Origin of the sequence: Pseudarthrobacter raffinosi (assembly GCF_023913835.1) — a bacterium.
Classification (GTDB): domain Bacteria; phylum Actinomycetota; class Actinomycetes; order Actinomycetales; family Micrococcaceae; genus Arthrobacter; species Arthrobacter raffinosi.
In genome coordinates, this window is the sequence record NZ_JAMXBG010000013.1 from 24218 (window position 1) to 41336 (window position 17119).

17 protein-coding genes and 1 pseudogene are annotated in these 17119 nt (G+C 66.6%); all 18 read left to right on the top strand.

What is annotated here, in order from left to right; translation table 11 throughout:
* The first annotated feature begins 71 nt into the window (after positions 1-71).
* The 18 genes and pseudogenes from dacB to NG697_RS13525 all read left to right on the top strand — a co-directional run bounded on the left by dacB (position 72) and on the right by NG697_RS13525 (position 17002).
* Complete coding sequence (gene dacB / locus NG697_RS13440; RefSeq protein ID WP_374209928.1) at positions 72-1568, top strand: D-alanyl-D-alanine carboxypeptidase/D-alanyl-D-alanine endopeptidase; 1497 nt, start codon at positions 72-74, stop codon at positions 1566-1568.
* A 496-nt stretch (positions 1569-2064) separates the two neighbouring features.
* Positions 2065-3051 (top strand): hypothetical protein, encoded by a 987-nt coding sequence (locus tag NG697_RS13445; protein ID WP_252601785.1) that lies wholly within the window; start codon positions 2065-2067, stop codon positions 3049-3051.
* Positions 3052-3186: 135 nt separating this feature from the next.
* Positions 3187-4320: an Rv3626c family coenzyme F420 biosynthesis-associated protein gene (locus NG697_RS13450; protein ID WP_252601783.1), complete on the top strand. Its 1134-nt coding sequence runs from the start codon at positions 3187-3189 to the stop codon at positions 4318-4320.
* A 96-nt stretch (positions 4321-4416) separates the two neighbouring features.
* Positions 4417-5478, top strand: a complete 1062-nt coding sequence (gene tilS, locus NG697_RS13455) for a tRNA lysidine(34) synthetase TilS (protein ID WP_252614469.1) — start codon at positions 4417-4419, stop codon at positions 5476-5478.
* 30 nt (positions 5479-5508) lie between these two features.
* The gene (hpt, locus tag NG697_RS13460; protein ID WP_056347981.1) at positions 5509-6060 is read left to right on the top strand and encodes a hypoxanthine phosphoribosyltransferase; all 552 of its coding nucleotides are present in this window, start codon (positions 5509-5511) and stop codon (positions 6058-6060) included.
* Between the two features lie 94 nt (positions 6061-6154).
* Positions 6155-7058, top strand: a pseudogene (locus tag NG697_RS13465) (LacI family DNA-binding transcriptional regulator).
* A gap of 187 nt (positions 7059-7245) precedes the next feature.
* Positions 7246-9312 carry an ATP-dependent zinc metalloprotease FtsH gene (gene ftsH / locus NG697_RS13470; protein WP_252601778.1) on the top strand — a complete coding sequence of 689 codons (2067 nt, stop codon included), beginning with the start codon at positions 7246-7248 and terminating at the stop codon, positions 9310-9312.
* Positions 9313-9322: 10 nt separating this feature from the next.
* A complete protein-coding gene (folE, locus tag NG697_RS13475) occupies positions 9323-9967 on the top strand; it encodes a GTP cyclohydrolase I FolE (protein WP_252601775.1) in 645 nt (214 codons plus the stop codon).
* Between the two features lie 10 nt (positions 9968-9977).
* Positions 9978-10898, top strand: a complete 921-nt coding sequence (gene folP / locus NG697_RS13480) for a dihydropteroate synthase (RefSeq protein ID WP_252614470.1) — start codon at positions 9978-9980, stop codon at positions 10896-10898.
* A gap of 11 nt (positions 10899-10909) precedes the next feature.
* Positions 10910-11311 carry a dihydroneopterin aldolase gene (gene folB, locus NG697_RS13485; protein ID WP_252601769.1) on the top strand — a complete coding sequence of 134 codons (402 nt, stop codon included), beginning with the start codon at positions 10910-10912 and terminating at the stop codon, positions 11309-11311.
* Complete coding sequence (gene folK / locus NG697_RS13490) at positions 11308-11847, top strand: 2-amino-4-hydroxy-6-hydroxymethyldihydropteridine diphosphokinase (RefSeq protein WP_252601766.1); 540 nt, start codon at positions 11308-11310, stop codon at positions 11845-11847. Before folB ends, folK begins: the two co-directional genes overlap by 4 nt.
* Positions 11848-11850: 3 nt before the next feature.
* Positions 11851-12384 carry a DUF3180 domain-containing protein gene (locus tag NG697_RS13495; protein WP_252601763.1) on the top strand — a complete coding sequence of 178 codons (534 nt, stop codon included), beginning with the start codon at positions 11851-11853 and terminating at the stop codon, positions 12382-12384.
* On the top strand, positions 12365-12877 hold the full coding sequence (locus tag NG697_RS13500) for a PH domain-containing protein (RefSeq protein WP_252614471.1): 513 nt from the start codon (positions 12365-12367) through the stop codon (positions 12875-12877). The genes NG697_RS13495 and NG697_RS13500 overlap by 20 nt, the downstream gene beginning before the upstream one ends.
* Positions 12874-14439, top strand: a complete 1566-nt coding sequence (locus NG697_RS13505; protein ID WP_252614472.1) for a PH domain-containing protein — start codon at positions 12874-12876, stop codon at positions 14437-14439. The genes NG697_RS13500 and NG697_RS13505 overlap by 4 nt, the downstream gene beginning before the upstream one ends.
* Complete coding sequence (locus NG697_RS13510) at positions 14432-15322, top strand: Rossmann-like and DUF2520 domain-containing protein (RefSeq protein WP_252614473.1); 891 nt, start codon at positions 14432-14434, stop codon at positions 15320-15322. Before NG697_RS13505 ends, NG697_RS13510 begins: the two co-directional genes overlap by 8 nt.
* A 1-nt stretch (position 15323) precedes the next feature.
* Positions 15324-16250 (top strand): 4-phosphopantoate--beta-alanine ligase, encoded by a 927-nt coding sequence (locus NG697_RS13515; protein ID WP_252614474.1) that lies wholly within the window; start codon positions 15324-15326, stop codon positions 16248-16250.
* A 292-nt stretch (positions 16251-16542) separates the two neighbouring features.
* A complete protein-coding gene (locus tag NG697_RS13520) occupies positions 16543-16764 on the top strand; it encodes a hypothetical protein (protein WP_252610921.1) in 222 nt (73 codons plus the stop codon).
* On the top strand, positions 16745-17002 hold the full coding sequence (locus NG697_RS13525; protein ID WP_252601751.1) for a hypothetical protein: 258 nt from the start codon (positions 16745-16747) through the stop codon (positions 17000-17002). Before NG697_RS13520 ends, NG697_RS13525 begins: the two co-directional genes overlap by 20 nt.
* Positions 17003-17119 lie beyond the last annotated feature (117 nt).

Here is a 17119-nt window from a genome sequence, read left to right on the forward strand (position 1 = left end):
GAGGATATAGCGAGAGGCCCAGGTTTCAGGAACTTGCGGGGAAATTTCAGGACTTGAGGACCAGCACCAGCATGAAGGAAACATCGCGTCCCGCAGGGATAAGGGCGGCGTTCAGGCGCACGGTCCAGCGCAGACTGCGTGCCTGGCCCAACGCGCTGCTCCTGGCCGTGATCGTTATGCTGGCCCTTCCCGCCGCGTGGCTGGTTGTCCCTGCTTTCGTCAGCCCGCGTCCTGCGGCGACACCCGAAGTGCCCGCCTGGCAGCAGGCCCCCACCGCGCTTTCCGCCAGAATGGGCCTTTCTCCGCTCACGGAGTCGGCGCCCATCCCGCTGCCCTCCGCGGTCGCCGCTCAGTTGGGCGGATTGTTAAAGCCCGACGGCGACGGCAGCTTCACGGGGCTGGTCCAGGATGCGCTCACTGGCCAGGTCCTGTTTGACCGCGGAGGTTCGGAGAGCCGGATCCCCGCCTCCAATATGAAGCTGCTCACTGCCGTGGCCGCCCTGCGCGCAATCGGGCCGGACCACCGTTTCAGCACCAAGGTCCTGGCCGGGCCCGCTGCCAATCAGGTGGTGCTCACCGGCGGTGGCGACGTCCTCCTGGGTGCCGGGGAATCTGCGCCCAACCAGGTGATGGGCCGCGCCGGACTCGCCACCCTCGCCACCGCCACCGTGAACGCGCTCCAAGCCGCCGGAACAACCGGCGAGCTGACGGTCCTGGTGGATGACTCCCTGTTCACCGGCCCAACGCTGAACCCCGCCTGGGCGGACGGGGACGTTGCGGCGGGCGAGGTTGCCCCGCTGTACCCGCTTGCGCTGAACTCGGCGCGCTTTGACCCGGCCGTGACCACCGGACCCCGCCCGCAGGACTCTGCAATCACCGCCGCCGAGGCGTTTGCGGCGCAGCTCAAGACGGCGGGTGCCGCTGCGGGACTCACGGTAGCGGCCGGCGTCGTACGTTACACCGCACCCTCGGGCGATGCGCCCCCGGCAGAAGAGCCGGCGGTGCTTGCCGAGGTCCAGTCCGCCACGGTTGGCCAGCAGGTGGACCTCATGCTGCAGACCTCGGACAACTACCTGGCGGAGGTCCTGGGCCGAATGGCCTCGGCGGCTGCGGGGGAGCCCGCCAGCAACGACGGCGCCACTGGAGCAGTCCGCGCACAGCTCGCGGATTTGGGCATCCCTACGGACACCATGCGGCTCGCGGACGTGTCCGGGCTGGCGCTGGGCAACCAGGTCTCTGCCCGCCAGTTCGCGGAAGTGGTGCGTGCCATCACCAGCGGGACCGACACCCGTTTGCGGGCCGCGCTGGATGGATTTCCGGTCGCGGGGCTGACCGGAACACTGGACACCCGCTACGTCGATGGCTCCACGGCCCGCGGTGCCGGCCTGGTGCGGGCCAAGACCGGGACCCTGAATTCGGTCATCGCCCTCAGCGGCTACGTGGTGGACGCCGACGGCCGGCTCCTGGTCTTCTCCTTCATCGGCAACGACCTGAAGCCTGGCGCCGCCGGGAACCGGGAAGCCCTGGACCGAGCCGCCACGGCGCTCGCCGCCTGCGGCTGCCGCTGACCTGCTCCTACCGCAACCGGGTTCCTACCGTAACCGCTGCCCTGCGCCGCAATAGCGGTGCCGGGCAACACCGTTCGTGCGGGTCCGGACCGCTGTTATGCGGGCCTGCTCTTTTGGGAGCAAGTACTTGCGGCGCGGCGGGCGGAAAAACAAGTACCGGCTACTCGTGACACTTGACGGAGGCCAGCCCTAGGCTCAACCACACGCGGGCTCCGTGTTTGGCTACGCACGGAACCTCCGACGTCGAAACCGTCATTAGGGGTGAGGCTGGTGTCCATTTCCGATCAAATTCCGTGATGGCGTCCCGACCCGCTCCCGCCAAGGCGCGGCACGGCCTGACCTTGTGCTCGAGGCCGCGTGTTCGGCGGCTCTCCGCGCTCCCGTACAGAGGTCTTCGGATCGGTCCCAGACCCGGCGCGGTTTCGACAGCGCTGCCCCTCGGTGAGCTCCTAAACGGGGCGCCCGTGACAGTTGCTGAAAGCAATAAATTCCGAGAGTGAAGGCCACAATGATGTTCCAGCCAAATAAACGACTATCAGCCCTTAGTTCCGCTTTCACGCTGCTTCTGGCAATGTCGACGGTGGCGTCGTGCGCGGCGCCGGATGCCGGGCAAGCGCAGCCCACCTCCACCGGCACTTCGGAGCCGGCATCGCCGTCAGGGTCGCCGACAGCGACGTCGCAGGCGCCAGAGCTGTGCGGGCCAGGGTCTGCGGTCAACTTCGACAAGACCACCTTCCAAAGCTCTCCGACGATCGACAACAAGTGGTTTCCGCTAAAGCCAGGCACCGTGTATTCCACCACCGGCACGGTCGCCGCTGAAGATGACACCACCGAACGCAGGGTCACACACACCGTAACCGGCCTGACCAAGGTCATTGACGGTGTGAAAACCCTGGTGATGTGGGACCGCGATTACCAGGACGGGGCGCTGGTTGAATCGGAGCTGGCCTTTTTTGCCCAGGATAACGCTGGAGCGGTTTGGCTCTTCGGTGAGTATCCCGAGGAGTTCGAAAACGACAAATTTATTGGGGCGCCCAATACTTTCATCCACGGGATTTCGGGGAGCCAAGCCGGCATTGCAATGCAAGCGCAGCCACGGACCGGCACGCCGGAATATGTTCAGGCTCACGCGGCTTCAGTGGGTTTCCTCGATTGCGCGCGTGCCTACGAGGACAACGTAGCGCTATGCGTCCCCACCGACTGCTACGAAGGCGTGCTGGTGATTGATGAGCACAATCCGCTGGAACCGGATGTAGGCCACCAGCGTAAGTTCTATTCAGCCGGCACTGGGCTGGTAAGGGTGACAGCCGAGGGTGGCGTGAAACAGGAAACCCTGGACCTCGAAAAAATCGAACAGCTCTCCGACGCCCAACTGGCCGACGTCAATGAACAAGCACTTGAGCTCGACCAGCACGGATATGAGGTCAGTAAGGACGTCTACGCCAAGACGGCTCCTGCCGAAGTTGCCACCAAGACTCCGTGACGTGGGTGAAGGACAGCGCAACCGGCCGATTTCTGAAACGAACCACACACAGGCGCAGGTCACCGGATGCCCCGAGCCGTTCGCCGGTCAGCGAACTTAAGGACCATCCGCCGTCCGCTGTGATGTGATGGGGCTATGGAGTCCACTGTGCGTGATTCGTCAGCCCCGGCATCATCCAGCCCGGCCCCGGCCCTGATCAACTGGGACCTGGCCGCGTCCACGGCGGCCCGGCTGGCCTCCGCGGGGCCAACCCTCAACTCGGCGGAAATCGGCGAAGCCGTGGACAGCCTGCGCCGCCTCGCCGACGCCTCCGTCCCGCACGTCCACGAAATCACGGGCCTCGAAGCCGCGCGGGACCTGCGCGACTCCTCTGTCCTGGTGGTGGACCGGGCCAATTGGGCCAAGGCAAACACACAGAGCTTCGCCGTGATGCTCAAACCCGCCATGGATAAAATGCTCGAAAGCCGCCGCGGCAACGTCAGCCCGGCGGCGGCCAGCGTCAGCGGCGCCATCACGGGCAGCCAGCTCGGCGCTGTCCTGGCGTTCCTGTCCAGCAAAGTCCTGGGCCAGTACGATCCGTTCGCCGCGCTCGCCGAAGGTTCCAACGCGCCCGCGGCTGGCCGGCTGCTGCTTGTGGCGCCAAACATCGTGGCTGTGGAGCGCGAGCTCAACGTCACGCCGGAGGATTTCAGGCTCTGGGTCTGCTTGCACGAGCAGACGCACCGGGTGCAGTTCGCGGCTGCGCCCTGGCTCCGCCACCACATGCTTTCCGAGATCGACAACCTCAGCGGGCACCTGCTGGGCAACGTTGATTCGCTGATGGAGCGTGCCTCCGCCGCCGCGCGTTCCCTCAAGGACCGGACCGCCACCGGCAATACGCCCGGCCGCGGCGCCATCCTGGACCTGCTGCAGAACCCCGAGGAGAAGGCGTCCCTGTCGCACCTGACGGCAGTGATGAGCCTGCTGGAGGGCCACGCCAACGTGGTGATGGACGCCGTCGACGCCAGCATCGTCCCCTCGGTCAGGACCATCCGGCAGCGCTTCACCGACCGTGGCAAAGACCGCGGCGTGATGGAGAAATTCATCCGCAGCCTCCTTGGCCTGGACGCCAAGATGCGCCAGTATTCCGACGGCGCCAAGTTTGTCCGCGCCGTAGTGGAGCTGGTTGGCATGGAGGGCTTCAACAGGGTGTGGGAATCCGCGGATAACCTTCCCACCGAGCCTGAAATCCACGATCCCAAGCTGTGGGTTGACCGGATGGGCCTATAGGTGCCGCACGCCCCAAAGGTGCCGGACGCCCGCACGGCTTCAAGCGGACGACGACGGCCCGGCCGGCTTGCGCCCGTCGTCGGCAAGGCGCGCAAAATGGTCCAGAACGCCCTGGCGGACGCCGGCTATCCGGCCCACGTGCTGGTGGCCTGCAGTGGTGGACCGGATTCGCTGGCCCTCGCGGCGGTGGCAGCCTATTTTGCCCGCCGCGGCCACGTTGACGGGTACCCACTGACGGTCGGCGCCGTCGTGGTTGACCACCAGCTGCAGGAGGGCTCGGCCCAGGTGGCTGCGGCCACAGTCCAGACACTGAAGGAACTGGGTCTTTCCCCGGTGGACCTCCGGACCGTCACCGTCGCCAGCACCGGGATGGGCCCGGAGGCCGCCGCCCGGGATGCCCGCCATGCAGCGTTGGAGGCTGCGGCCCACGAGCACCGAGCCGCGGCCATCCTGCTCGGCCACACGCTGGACGACCAGGCCGAACAGGTCCTGCTGGGTCTTGCCCGCGGCTCCGGCACGCGCTCGCTGGCTGGAATGCGGCCAGCCCGCGGCCTGTTGCTCAGGCCCTTCCTCGGCCTGCGCCGCGCAGAGACCCTGGAGATCTGCGATGTCGAAGACCTCGAGCCCTGGCACGATCCCAGCAATGCAGACCCGTCGTTTGCCCGCTCCCGGACCCGGGTGGAAGTGCTGCCGATGCTCGAGGAAAAACTCGGGCCCGGCGTGGCTGAATCCCTGGCCCGGACCGCGTCCATCCTGCAGTTGGACGCCGACTATCTGGAGGACGTGGCAGATCGCACATTTGCAGCCTTGGCCGAGCGGTCCGGACCGGAGGTCAGCCTCCGGGAGGAGGCTCTGGGGGAACTTTCCCCGGCCATCAGGTTCCGGGTCATCGCCAAGGCAGCGGCCGACGTCGGGGGCCAACAGCCCAGCTACCAGCGCCTTCTGGCAGCGGAAGCGCTGCTGCGCCGGCAGGGTTCCGCCGGTCCCGTGGAGCTGCCTGGCGGTGTGAGCGTGTACCGGCTGTCCCTCGCCGAGCTGGCCCAGCGGGACGCTGCGGAAACGCGGCCCGACGGTCCCGACGGCGGCGCCCCCGTTCCCCGTGAAGCGGCCCGCTGTGGGAAGCTAGTATTCCGGCCTCAAAAACCGCCCCAAGAATAGTCGCACCCCGCATCTACACAGGAGCCATTGGTGGATTCAAACGACGTCCAGGCAGACCTCAAGCACGTTCTCTACACCAAGGAACAGATCCAACAGCGGATCGCTGAGCTCGCTGCGCAGATCGACAAGGACTACGAAGGCCGCGAAATCCTTCTGGTCGGTGTACTCAAGGGCGCTGTGATGGTTATGGCCGACCTCGCCCGCGCGCTCCACAGCCACGTTTCGATGGACTGGATGGCAGTGTCCTCCTACGGCTCCGGCACCCAGTCCTCGGGTGTTGTCCGGATCCTCAAGGACCTGGACACGGACCTGATGGGCAAGGACGTCCTGATCGTCGAGGACATCATTGACTCCGGCCTGACCCTGTCCTGGCTCAAGACCAACCTGGAATCCCGCGGCACCGCTTCCGTGGAGATCTGCACCGCCTTCCGCAAGCCCACGGCCGCCAAGGTGGAGATCGACGTCAAGTACGTCGGCTACGACATCCCCAACGAGTTCGTGGTGGGCTACGGCCTGGACTACGCCGAGAAGTACCGCAACCTGGACTTCGTGGGCACGCTCGCCCCGCACGTTTACGAGTAGCCACTCTCGCCGAGATGGCATTTCACGGCAGTCGCACCAACGGACGCTGCCGTGAAATGCCATCTCGCTGCATTGCAGAGGACGTGGGAGACCGTTGAGCAACAAGAACATTGGGATCAAGGACGTAGCAGTCGCCGCCGGGGTGTCTGTTACCACGGTCTCCCATGTCCTGAATGACGTGTCGTACGCACGGATCAGCCCGGAAACCAGGGACAAGGTGAAGTCCGCCGCTGAGCAGCTCGGCTACGGCCCTAACCGCCTGGCCCAGGCGCTCCGCACCCGGCGGACCGGAATGCTGGGCCTGGTCAGCGAGGATATCGCCACCACACTCCATGCAGGTCGCATCATCCTGGGCGCGGACGAGGCCGCCCGTGCCCGCGGCTACAACCTGATGATAATCAATACGTCCGGATCCGCGAGCCCCGGGTTGATGGCATCCTTTACGCCACCATGTACCACCGCCACGTGCAGCTGCCCGTCAACCTTGGCAGCGTACCGGCGGTGCTGGTGGACTCCGTCAGCACCGGCGGCGGCATCACGGCCGTGGTGCCCGACGAGGAGGGCGGTGCCCGCACCGCCGTCGGAATCCTCCTGGCCTCGACGGCGACGCGGCACCTGTCGAGTCGGAGCTCTCCGAAGTGCAGGGAGGCTATGCGGCGGTCCGCCGGATGTTGGGGCGTGAAGACAGGCCCACCGGGCTGTTCTGCTACAACGACCGGATGGCCATGGGCGCCTACCGGGCCGCTGCGGAGCTGGAGCTGTCCATCCCCGGGGACTTGTCTGTGGTGGGCTTCGATGACCAGGAACTCATCGCGGCAAACCTGTACCCGGGCCTGACTACGGTGGCCCTGCCGCACTACGAAATGGGTGCCTGGGCGGCCGAGAACCTGATCGACGCCATCGAGGGCAAGACGGACCTGGCCCTCATGGCGCTCCACCCGACCATCCTGGACTGCCCGCCGGTACTGCGCGATTCGGTGGCGGCGCCCGCGCGCTGATCCGTTGGCTGATCTGGGGAGTCCCGTTTGCCTCCCACATCCCGCTACGCCCAGAGGGAACTTTTGCGCAGCACCGTGCGTGAATTACTCCGAACGGTGTATAGCTAGTAGCTGATGCAGCATCACACGCGCGCAGACCATTCGCCGTGCAGCACTACCAGGAGGGACGGGGCCAGCCCCCGAACAGATGAAAGCTAAGAGTTTCTTCAAGGGCCCGGGCATCTGGATCGTTGTTGTGATCGCCATGCTTCTCGTGGCCTTTGCAACACTGGCTCCCGGTGGTGCGGCACGGATCGACACGGACAAGGGCCTCGAGCTCCTCGCCGACAGCGGCAAGGTGGAGCAGGCAAAGATCTTCGACGGCGAAAACCGCGTTGACCTGGTCCTGAAAGACACCCTGCAGGTCGACGGTCAGGACAAGGGCAAGAGCGTCCAGTTCTACTTCGTCGACGCCCGCGCCATCGACGTCGTCAAGGCCGTCACAGCCGCCAAGCCCGCCAATGGCTACACGGACCAGCCGATTGAAAGCAACTGGTTCTCCGGCCTGCTCTCGCTGCTGATCCCCGTCATCCTGCTTGGTGCACTGTTCTGGTTCCTGATGACCCGGATGCAGGGCGGCGGCTCGAAGATCATGCAGTTCGGCAAGTCCAAGGCCAAGATGGTCAACAAGGACATGCCGCAGGTGACCTTCGTTGACGTTGCCGGCGCGGACGAGGCTGTGGAGGAGCTCCAGGAAATCAAGGAGTTCCTGCAGGAACCGGCCAAGTTCCAGGCCGTGGGCGCCAAGATCCCCAAGGGCGTGCTGCTCTACGGCGCTCCGGGAACCGGCAAGACCCTCCTGGCCCGTGCCGTCGCCGGTGAGGCCGGCGTGCCGTTCTTCTCCATCTCCGGCTCGGACTTCGTGGAAATGTTTGTCGGCGTGGGCGCGTCCCGTGTCCGCGACCTCTTTGAACAGGCCAAAGCCAACTCTCCGGCCATTATCTTTGTCGACGAGATCGACGCCGTCGGCCGTCACCGCGGTGCCGGCATCGGCGGCGGCAATGACGAACGTGAGCAGACCCTCAACCAGTTGCTGGTTGAAATGGACGGCTTCGACGTTAAAACCAACGTCATCCTGATTGCGGCCACCAACCGCCCCGACGTCCTGGACCCGGCCCTGCTGCGTCCGGGCCGTTTTGACCGCCAGATCTCGGTGGACGCCCCGGACCTGATCGGCCGCGACCAGATCCTACAGGTGCACGCCAAGGGCAAGCCGATGGCCCCGGGCGTTGACCTCAAGGCGGTCGCGAAGAAAACCCCCGGCTACACCGGCGCGGATCTCGCGAATGTCCTGAACGAGGCCGCCCTGCTGACCGCACGCTCCAACGCCAACCTCATCGATGACCGCGCCCTGGACGAGGCCATCGACCGCGTCATGGCAGGCCCGCAGAAGCGCAGCCGCGTGATGAAGGAACACGAACGCAAGATCACCGCGTACCACGAAGGCGGACACGCCCTGGTGGCGGCAGCCCTGCGGAACTCGGCGCCGGTCACCAAGATCACCATCCTGCCCCGCGGCCGCGCCCTGGGCTACACCATGGTGGTCCCGGAGAACGACAAGTACTCCATCACCCGCAACGAACTGCTGGACCAGATGGCCTACGCGATGGGCGGCCGCGTGGCGGAAGAGATCGTCTTCCACGATCCCTCCACGGGAGCCTCCAACGACATCGAAAAGGCCACCTCCACGGCCCGCAAGATGGTCACCGAGTACGGCATGAGCGAACGAGTCGGCGCGGTACGCCTGGGCCAGGGCGGCGGCGAACCCTTCCTGGGCCGCGACGCAGGGCACGAGCGCAACTACTCGGACCAGATCGCCTACGTGGTGGATGAGGAAGTGCGCCGCCTGATCGACCAGGCGCATGACGAGGCCTACGCCATCCTCACCGAAAACCGGGACGTCCTGGACCAGCTGGCCCTGGAACTCCTGGAACGGGAGACCCTCAACCAGGCTGAGATCGCGCACATCTTCACGGACATCCGCAAGCGTGACTTCCGCGAGGTGTGGCTGTCCAAGGAGACCCGTCCGGTCCAGCAGGCCGGCCCCGTGGAATCCCGCCTGGAGAAATCTGAGCGCGAAGCCCAGGAGGAAGCCAAGCAGGCCCGTCTCGAGGAACCGCTGGACGCGCTGCCGCTGCACCCGCAGGGTGTCCCGGATGACGCCTCGTTCCAGGGCGGCATCCCCGACTCGGGGCCTGACGCCACGCACGGCTAAGCTTTCTTCTGTGACTCACTTCGACGACGACGACGCTCCCGCCTCCGCCGGACACCCGGCGGAGGACGGATCCCACCACAAAAAGCACGAGAAAGTGGACCGGCCCCGGATTGAGGCGGCCGTCCGTGAAATCCTCCTGGCCATCGGGGAGGACCCGGACCGCGGCGGCCTTGTGGACACCCCCAGGCGGGTGGCCAAGGCCTACGCTGAGGTGTTCTCAGGGTTGCACCTTGATCCTGCGGACGTCCTTTCCACCACCTTCGACCTGGACCACGAAGAACTGGTCCTGGTCAAGGACATCCCGTTCTACTCAACGTGCGAGCACCACCTGGTGCCGTTCCACGGGGTTGCCCACGTCGGCTACATTCCCTCCCACGAGGGCAAAGTGACCGGACTCAGCAAGCTGGCGCGCCTCGTGGATATCTACGCCCGGCGCCCCCAGGTGCAGGAGCGCCTCACCACGCAGATCGTCGAAGCAATGGTCAGCCACCTCAAGCCGCGTGGCGCGATTGTCGTTGTCGAATGCGAACACATGTGCATGTCCATGCGCGGTGTCCGCAAGCCCGGAGCAAAGACCGTCACCAGCGCGGTCCGCGGGCAGCTTCATGACCCGGCCACCCGTGCCGAAGCCATGAGCCTCATCCTCGGAAGGTAAGTAACAGACCATGGACTCACTCGCTGCAGCCCCGGGAACCGGGCCCGCAACATCTCCGCTGCCCATCCTGCGCAAACCGCGCCCGGCCGCGAAATTCGCGGACCTGCCCACCGGCCGCACCCTGGTCATGGGCATCCTGAACGTCACCCCGGACTCCTTCAGCGACGGCGGAAAGCATGCGACGGCGGACACCGCCATCGCGGCGGGCCTGCGGATGTTCTACGCCGGAGCGGACATCATCGACGTCGGCGGCGAATCGACGCGCCCCGACGCGGAGGACGTCAGCCCGGAGGAAGAACAGCGCCGGGTGATCCCCGTCATCGAAGCCCTGGTCAAAGCGGGCGCCCTGGTCAGCATCGACACCACCCACGCCGCCACGGCAGCTGCTGCCCTGAAGGCCGGCGCCGCCATCATCAACGACGTTTCCGGGCTGACCATCGAGCCGGAGATGGCCGAGCTCGTAGCCGCGTCCAAAGTGCCGTATGTCCTCACGCACCGCCGCGGCGACGCCCGCACCATGAACTCGCTGGCCGAATACCAGGATGTGGCCGGCGAAGTGGTGGCAGAACTGGCCGGCGTCCGCGACAAGCTCTACGCAGCCGGGGTGAGCAAAGAGCAGATCATCGTTGACCCGGGCCTGGGCTTCGCCAAGAACGACGCCCAGAACTGGGAGCTCCTGCAGCACCTGGACCAGCTGGACACCCTGGGGCACAAGGTTCTGGTGGCCGCCTCCCGCAAGCGCTTCCTGGGCACACTCCTCACAGTCGCCGGCAAGTCCGCCGCACCGGAGGAACGCGAGTCCGCCACGGCCGCCATCACCGCGATCAGCGCGTTCCGGGGGGCCTGGGCCGTCCGTGTGCACGACGTCGGTCCAAGCCTTGACGCCGTCAAGGTGGCCGCGCGGATGGCCGCCGCCCCTACCACCACCTAGGCCGGGCACCCATGGACAAGATCACGCTGAGCGGCGTCACCGCCGTCGGCCATCACGGCGTCTTCGATTTCGAGCGCCGCGAGGGCCAGCCGTTTGTGGTGGACGCCGTGCTGCACCTGGACTTCGCCAAAGCCGCAGTATCCGACGACGTCCGGGACACTGCCCACTACGGCGAAGTGGCTGAGCGGATCAAGGACTGGATCACCGGGGAGCCGCTGAACCTGATCGAGGCCCTGGCCGTCCGGATCGCCGATGGCCTGCTCGCAGAATTCAGCATCCAGGCCGTGGACATCACCGTCCACAAGCCCAAGGCGCCCATCGAGGTGCCCTTCGGCGATGTGGCTGTCAGCGTGCACCGGAACAGGACACACAGTGCCTGGCAAGAAGCGCGGCAGGACGGGCAGCGGTCATGAGCTCCGGGTACACCAAAGCCGTCCTTGCCCTCGGCAGCAACCTGGGCGAGCGGAACGACACCCTGTCCGAGGCCGTTGCTGACCTGGTGGACCCGCCGGAGGTGCGCCTGCAGGCCGTTTCCCCGGTGGTGCAGACCAAAGCCGTTGGCGGCCCGGCCGGCCAGCCAGACTTCCTGAACATGATCATCACCGTGGAAACCACGTTGTCCCCGGCGGAGCTGCTGAAGCACTGCCAGGCGGTGGAAAACAAGCACCTCCGCGTTCGTGAAGTGCGCTGGGGACCCCGGACACTCGACGTCGACATCATCACCTACGGTGACCTCACCAGTGACGACCCGGTGCTGACCCTGCCGCACCCGCGTGCCGCCGGACGCGCCTTTGTGCTGTATCCGTGGTCCCTCATCGAGCCGGCGGCAACCCTGGGCGGGGAACGCATCAGCGAGCTGGCCACCCGCGCCCCCGATTTTGGCGACCTCGCCCCGTTCGACGGTTTCGGCGATTACGACGGCGTCCCCACAGCCGGGGCGGTCGAGTAACCAGTGAAGCCCATCAACCCTGTCCGCCTGCTGCTGATCGGCCTGGTCCTGACCGTGGCCGGCTGGTCGGCCACCGTGGTGACCACGCGCTACAGCATGGCCACGCCGGTTCTTCCGGCCACCGCGCTGGCCACCATGGGCGTGATTGTTGCCATCACACTGGTTCTTGGCATCCGCGTGCTCCGGTGGCGCAACAGCACCAAACGCAAGAAGGCGCTGGACCCGATCCTTGCCGCCAGGACCCTGGTGCTCGCCCAGGCGTGCGCCTACGCGGGCACCGTCCTGTTGGGCTGGCACGCGGGGATCTTCCTGGACCAGCTGCGCATCTGGAACCTGCGCAGCGACCAGGACATCACCTGGGTGGCAATCGCGATCGCTGCCGGCGGTCTGGTGATGATCGTCGTCGGCCTGCTGGTGGAGCGGTTCTGCAAGATCCCGCCCGAAGACACCGATGCAACGCCCGGTGAGGGGAAACCCGGCCGCGGGGTACGCGGCGAAGCCGCAGGGGAAGGCGAATATGCGTACAGAGGCGATTGATCCGCCGGGCATTACCTGGCAGCGGGTATCCCCGAAATACGTCACGGTGCGGCTGGTGCAGTGGGCCATAGGGAATCTGGTCACGGTGGTCGTCCTGAGCCTGCCCCTCGTTCTTGTCCTGCTCGGCTGGTGGCGCTGGCCCCCGCTGTGGCTGGCTATCACCGTCCCGGCGGTGACTCTGGTTCTGGCCATCTGGCGGCTGCTGCTGATTCCGCGCCAGGTGCGCGCCATCGGTTACGCCGAGCGCGACGATGACCTGCTGATCCGGGGCGGCATCTTTTTCCAACGGACCATGGCGGTTCCCTACGGCCGCATGCAATACGTGGACATCGGCGTGGGCCCGGTGGAACGCGGGCTGGGACTCTGCACGCTCAAACTCCACACCGCCTCGCCCGGAACCAACGCCACCATCCCCGGCCTGCCCGCTGTGGAAGGGGCACGCCTGCGCGAGCAGCTCGCCGCCCGCGGTGAAGCGAGGCTGGCAGGGCTGTGACGTCAAACGTTCCGGAGGCCGGCGCACCGACTGCGGTTCCGGTGGCGCCCGACGGCGAGTGGCTGCGTGTGCACCCGGCGTCCCCATTTGTGCGCGGCTGGGTGGCCCTGGCAGCCATCGGTTTCTTCTTCGGGCGGGACTTTTTCGAACGGTTGCTGCAAGGCCGTCCTCTGTTCGAGGAGGACTTCGCCGGCCGGGCACCCTGGCTGGTGGCCGGCGGCGGCATCGTCCTTGTGGTGACCGTGCTGGGCTTCATCCTGACCTGGTACTTCACCAAGTACCAGGTCGCCGAAGGGTACGTCCGGGTCAACTCCGGCTTCCTCTTCCGCCAGCAGCGCCAGGCCCGGCTGGACCGCGTCCAGGCCATCGACATCGTGCAGCCCCTCCTGGCCAGGATCTTCGGCCTCGCCGAACTCAAGTTCGAGGTGGCCGACGCCGGTGAATCGGCCGTCAAGCTGGCGTACCTGCGGATGGACGATGCCCGCCAGCTCCGGGCCACCATCCTGGCACGGGCCGCAGGCGTGGTCCCGGACCCGTCCCGGCCGCAGGGGGCCGCGCCCGAGGCGCCCGAATATCCGGTGCTCTCCGTGCCGCCGTCGCGCCTTATCGGTTCCCTGCTGCTCAGTGAGCAGAGCTTTTTTGTGGTGGTGGGCGGCATCGCCGCCGTGATCCTGTCCGCCGTGACGGACAACCGGAGCTTCTTTTTCTACCTGATCCCGGCGGTGCTGGGCCTCGCAGCCAGCTACTGGGGCTTCTTTAACAAGGGCTACAACTTCACCGCCGCCATTTCGCCGGACGGGATCCGGCTCCGCTACGGGCTCTTGGACACGCAGGCGCAGACGCTGCCCCCGGGCAGGGTCCAGGCGCTGAAAGTGGCACAGTCCCCACTATGGCGGATGTTCGGCTGGTACCGGATCCAGGTCAACGTGGCCGGGTACGGCGCAGTCGGGAGCAATGGCGAGACAGCGTCCCGGACCACGCTGCTGCCCGTAGGCAAGCTGCCCGACGTGATGTCCATGCTCGCGCTCGTGCTGCCGGATCCCGGCACACCAGAGCCCGGCCGCACCTTCGCTGCCGGGCTCACGGGGCTGGATTCCGACGGCGGATTTGTCACCACGCCGCACCGCGGCAGGTTCCTCGCGCCGCTGGGCTGGCGCCGCAATGGCTTCGCCACCACTGACACCGCCCTGCTGATCCGCTCGGGCCGGTGGTGGCGGGAACTGGTGGTGGTCCCGCACCAGCGCACCCAGTCAATGGCACTGCACCAGGGTCCGCTCGCCCGGCGGTTCCGTGTGGCGGACCTTGTCCTGCACACCACGGCGGGGCCGGTCTCGCCACGGCTCACCCAGGCCGGACTTGACGAGGCCCGGGGCCTTTTTGATGCCCAGTCCGCCCGCGCCCGGCTCGCCCGCAAGCGGCAGACCAGTGAACAATGGCTGGCAACGGTGGCGCCCGCTCCGGTGGCTGAGCCAGCTCCGGTGATTGAGCCTGTCGAACCCGCTAGTCCGGTGGTTGAGCCTGCCGAAACCAGTCCCCCACAGGAAGGCCCGCAACGTGGCTAAGCCCGGGCGCCTTGGCGTCGGAATCATCGGTGCCGGGAAAGTGGGCGCCGTCCTTGGTGCGGCGTTGCGCTCAGCCGAGCACGCCGTCGTCGGGGTTTCTGCGGTGTCCGAGGCCAGCCGTGAACGGGCGGAGACGCTGCTGCCCGGCGTGCCCATCCTGGAGATCCAGGAGATTGTGGAACGGTCTGAACTGGTGCTTCTGGCCGTGCCCGACGACGCCTTGGCCGGACTGGTGGACGGACTCGCCAAACTCGGGGCGTGGCAGCCCGGACAGATTGTGGCGCACACCTCGGGCAGGTTCGGCGTGGGGGTGCTTCGCCCGGTGCGCGCCGCCGGAGCCATCCCCCTTGCACTGCACCCCGCCATGACGTTCACGGGGATGGGCCTGGACCTGACACGACTGCTGGATTGCACCTTTGGCGTGACCGCTGATGCCGCGATGCTGCCCATTGCCCAGGCGCTAGTGGTGGAGATGGGTGCCGAACCCGTGGCCATCGCGGAGGGGGACCGGACGCTTTATCACACGGCCCTCGCCCATGGCTCGAACCATATGGTCACCCTGGTGGCGCAGGCTTCGCAGCTGCTCCGCGACGTTGGCGTCGACGCGCCGGAGCGGATGCTGGGGCCTTTGCTGCGGGCCACGCTGGAGAACGCGCTCGCTTCCGGCGAATCGGCGCTGACCGGGCCGGTGGCCCGCGGCGATGTGGGGACAGTGGCGGCCCACGCCGAGGCGTTAAGGGAGTACGACGCCGGTGCTCACGGCGATGTGCTGGAGGCTTACGTCGCCATGGCCCGTGCCACGGCACGGCGGGCCAGCAGCCGGGGGCTGCTCAAAGAGGATCAAGTGGGGGCCCTCCGCGCGGCCCTGGAAGAGGGAAACTGACATGGCCACGCAACTGGTGACAACGGCCGCAGAGCTCAGGGAGGCGAGTGCCCGGCTGCTCGCACAGAAGGCGGGCAGGTCCCAGGGCCTGGTGCCCACCATGGGCGCGCTGCATGAAGGCCACGCCCGGCTGGCGCGCACCGCCGTCGAACAGAACGACGTAGTGGTGGCGTCCATCTTTGTGAACCCGCTCCAGTTCGGCGATGCGGTGGATCTGGACCGGTACCCGCGCACGCTCGACGCCGATCTTGCCCTGCTTGAGGAACAGGGCGTGGACCTCGTGTTTGCGCCTCCGGTGGAAGAGGTCTATCCCGGCGGCGAGCCGCTGGTCCGCGTGACCGCCGGCACCCTGGGGGAAAAGTGGGAAGGCGCCACACGGCCGGGCCATTTCGACGGGGCCCTCACCGTGGTTGCCAAGCTGCTGCACTACGGCATCCCCGGCGCAGGGCTTCCACCGGCCGGTGCTTTTGCCTCAGGCGGCGGGGGACTGCCGGCCTATCGGGCCTATTTCGGGCAAAAGGACGCCCAGCAGCTGGCGCTGGTGCGCCGTATGGTGGCGGACCTGAATTTCCCCGTCGAAATTGTTGCCGTGCCCACCGTCCGGTCCGCGGACGGGCTGGCCCTTTCCAGCCGCAACCGGTTCCTCTCCGCAGAGGAGCGCGAGGCCGCCCTGGTGTTGTCACGGGCGCTGCGGCTCCTGGCGGAGCGGGCAACTGCCCACCAGCCGCTTGATCTGGAATCGGCCCGGGCCATGGTTGAATCGCAGTCGTTGGTGGGACTGGACTACTTCGACGTCGTGGATCCGCTCACCCTTGAGCCGCTGGCCGAGAACTGCTGGAAAGTCCCGTTCCGCGGCGAAGGCCTGGCTCTCATCGCCGCCAAGGTGGGGCCGGTCCGGCTGATCGACAACGTGCCGCTGAGCAGCTGACATGTAGGGTCCGCTTCCGGGGCGCTCAAGGCCTCGGATTCCTGTCCGTCTGTCTCGGCATGGGCTATGCTGAACTTGTTGCCCCAGACCCTGGCATCGCCTTATGTCGGCGTACTCCAGGAGGACAAATTTCACGCAGGGCACCCCAAACTTCTTCCGCAGTTATCCTCGGCCTTTTGTGTTGCCCGGCTCCTGTCTGCCCGGCGCAGCCGCATACACGGCAAGCGGGATGCTCGCGTGTATTCCCTATCCCCGTGGCCTACCGGCCACGCTCAAGTCAGGAGCGAATCCAATGATCCGCACAATCGATGACGGGCTGTCCTATCTCGTCAAAGTGAATCACGCGTCCGTCCTGGACGACTATTTGAATTCGGCCGTTGACATGGCCCGCCAGTTTGCCTCCAGCACTGGCCTGTGCGGGATTCTGGTAACCCGCCACGCACACGACACCTATACCGTTATGGTCAGCGAGGCCGTACTTTTCGGCGAGACCCGTGAGCGCCACGATCCCTAAGGTGGAGGGGGCGATGGCCAACCACGTCGCAGCTGACGGATTCACGCCGATCGGATGGCAGGCCTACGAAATTATCTACTCGATCTTGGAGGACCCGGCACCGGATCTGGCTGACGTCAAATGGCGCCTTCGCAGGTGTGTGGCCGCCCACCCGGGCGCACCGGAACGGGCGTTGCGTGACCACCTGATGGTCACCTCAGAGATGGCCAATGCCAACGGACAGGAAGGGCCGGACTGAGGCCCGGTCGGCGACGACGGGCGGGTTCGCCGCAATCTGTATCCTTGAAGTGACAACTCCGCCGTTCCGGTTCAGCCTGCCGCCGGATCTTTCACTGCGGGATGATTCAGGGATCAG

What these genes read in the sequence shown, in the direction of transcription:
- dacB (WP_374209928.1), top strand. Translation starts at nt 72, where the DNA reads ATGAAGGAAACATCGCGTCCCGCAGGGATAAGGGCGGCGTTCAGGCGC.
- NG697_RS13450 (WP_252601783.1), top strand. Translation starts at nt 3,187, where the DNA reads ATGGAGTCCACTGTGCGTGATTCGTCAGCCCCGGCATCATCCAGCCCG.
- tilS (WP_252614469.1), top strand. Translation starts at nt 4,417, where the DNA reads ATGGTCCAGAACGCCCTGGCGGACGCCGGCTATCCGGCCCACGTGCTG.
- ftsH (WP_252601778.1), top strand. Translation starts at nt 7,246, where the DNA reads ATGAAAGCTAAGAGTTTCTTCAAGGGCCCGGGCATCTGGATCGTTGTT.
- folP (WP_252614470.1), top strand. Translation starts at nt 9,978, where the DNA reads ATGGACTCACTCGCTGCAGCCCCGGGAACCGGGCCCGCAACATCTCCG.
- folB (WP_252601769.1), top strand. Translation starts at nt 10,910, where the DNA reads ATGGACAAGATCACGCTGAGCGGCGTCACCGCCGTCGGCCATCACGGC.
- folK (WP_252601766.1), top strand. Translation starts at nt 11,308, where the DNA reads ATGAGCTCCGGGTACACCAAAGCCGTCCTTGCCCTCGGCAGCAACCTG.
- NG697_RS13500 (WP_252614471.1), top strand. Translation starts at nt 12,365, where the DNA reads ATGCGTACAGAGGCGATTGATCCGCCGGGCATTACCTGGCAGCGGGTA.
- NG697_RS13515 (WP_252614474.1), top strand. Translation starts at nt 15,324, where the DNA reads ATGGCCACGCAACTGGTGACAACGGCCGCAGAGCTCAGGGAGGCGAGT.
- NG697_RS13520 (WP_252610921.1), top strand. Translation starts at nt 16,543, where the DNA reads ATGATCCGCACAATCGATGACGGGCTGTCCTATCTCGTCAAAGTGAAT.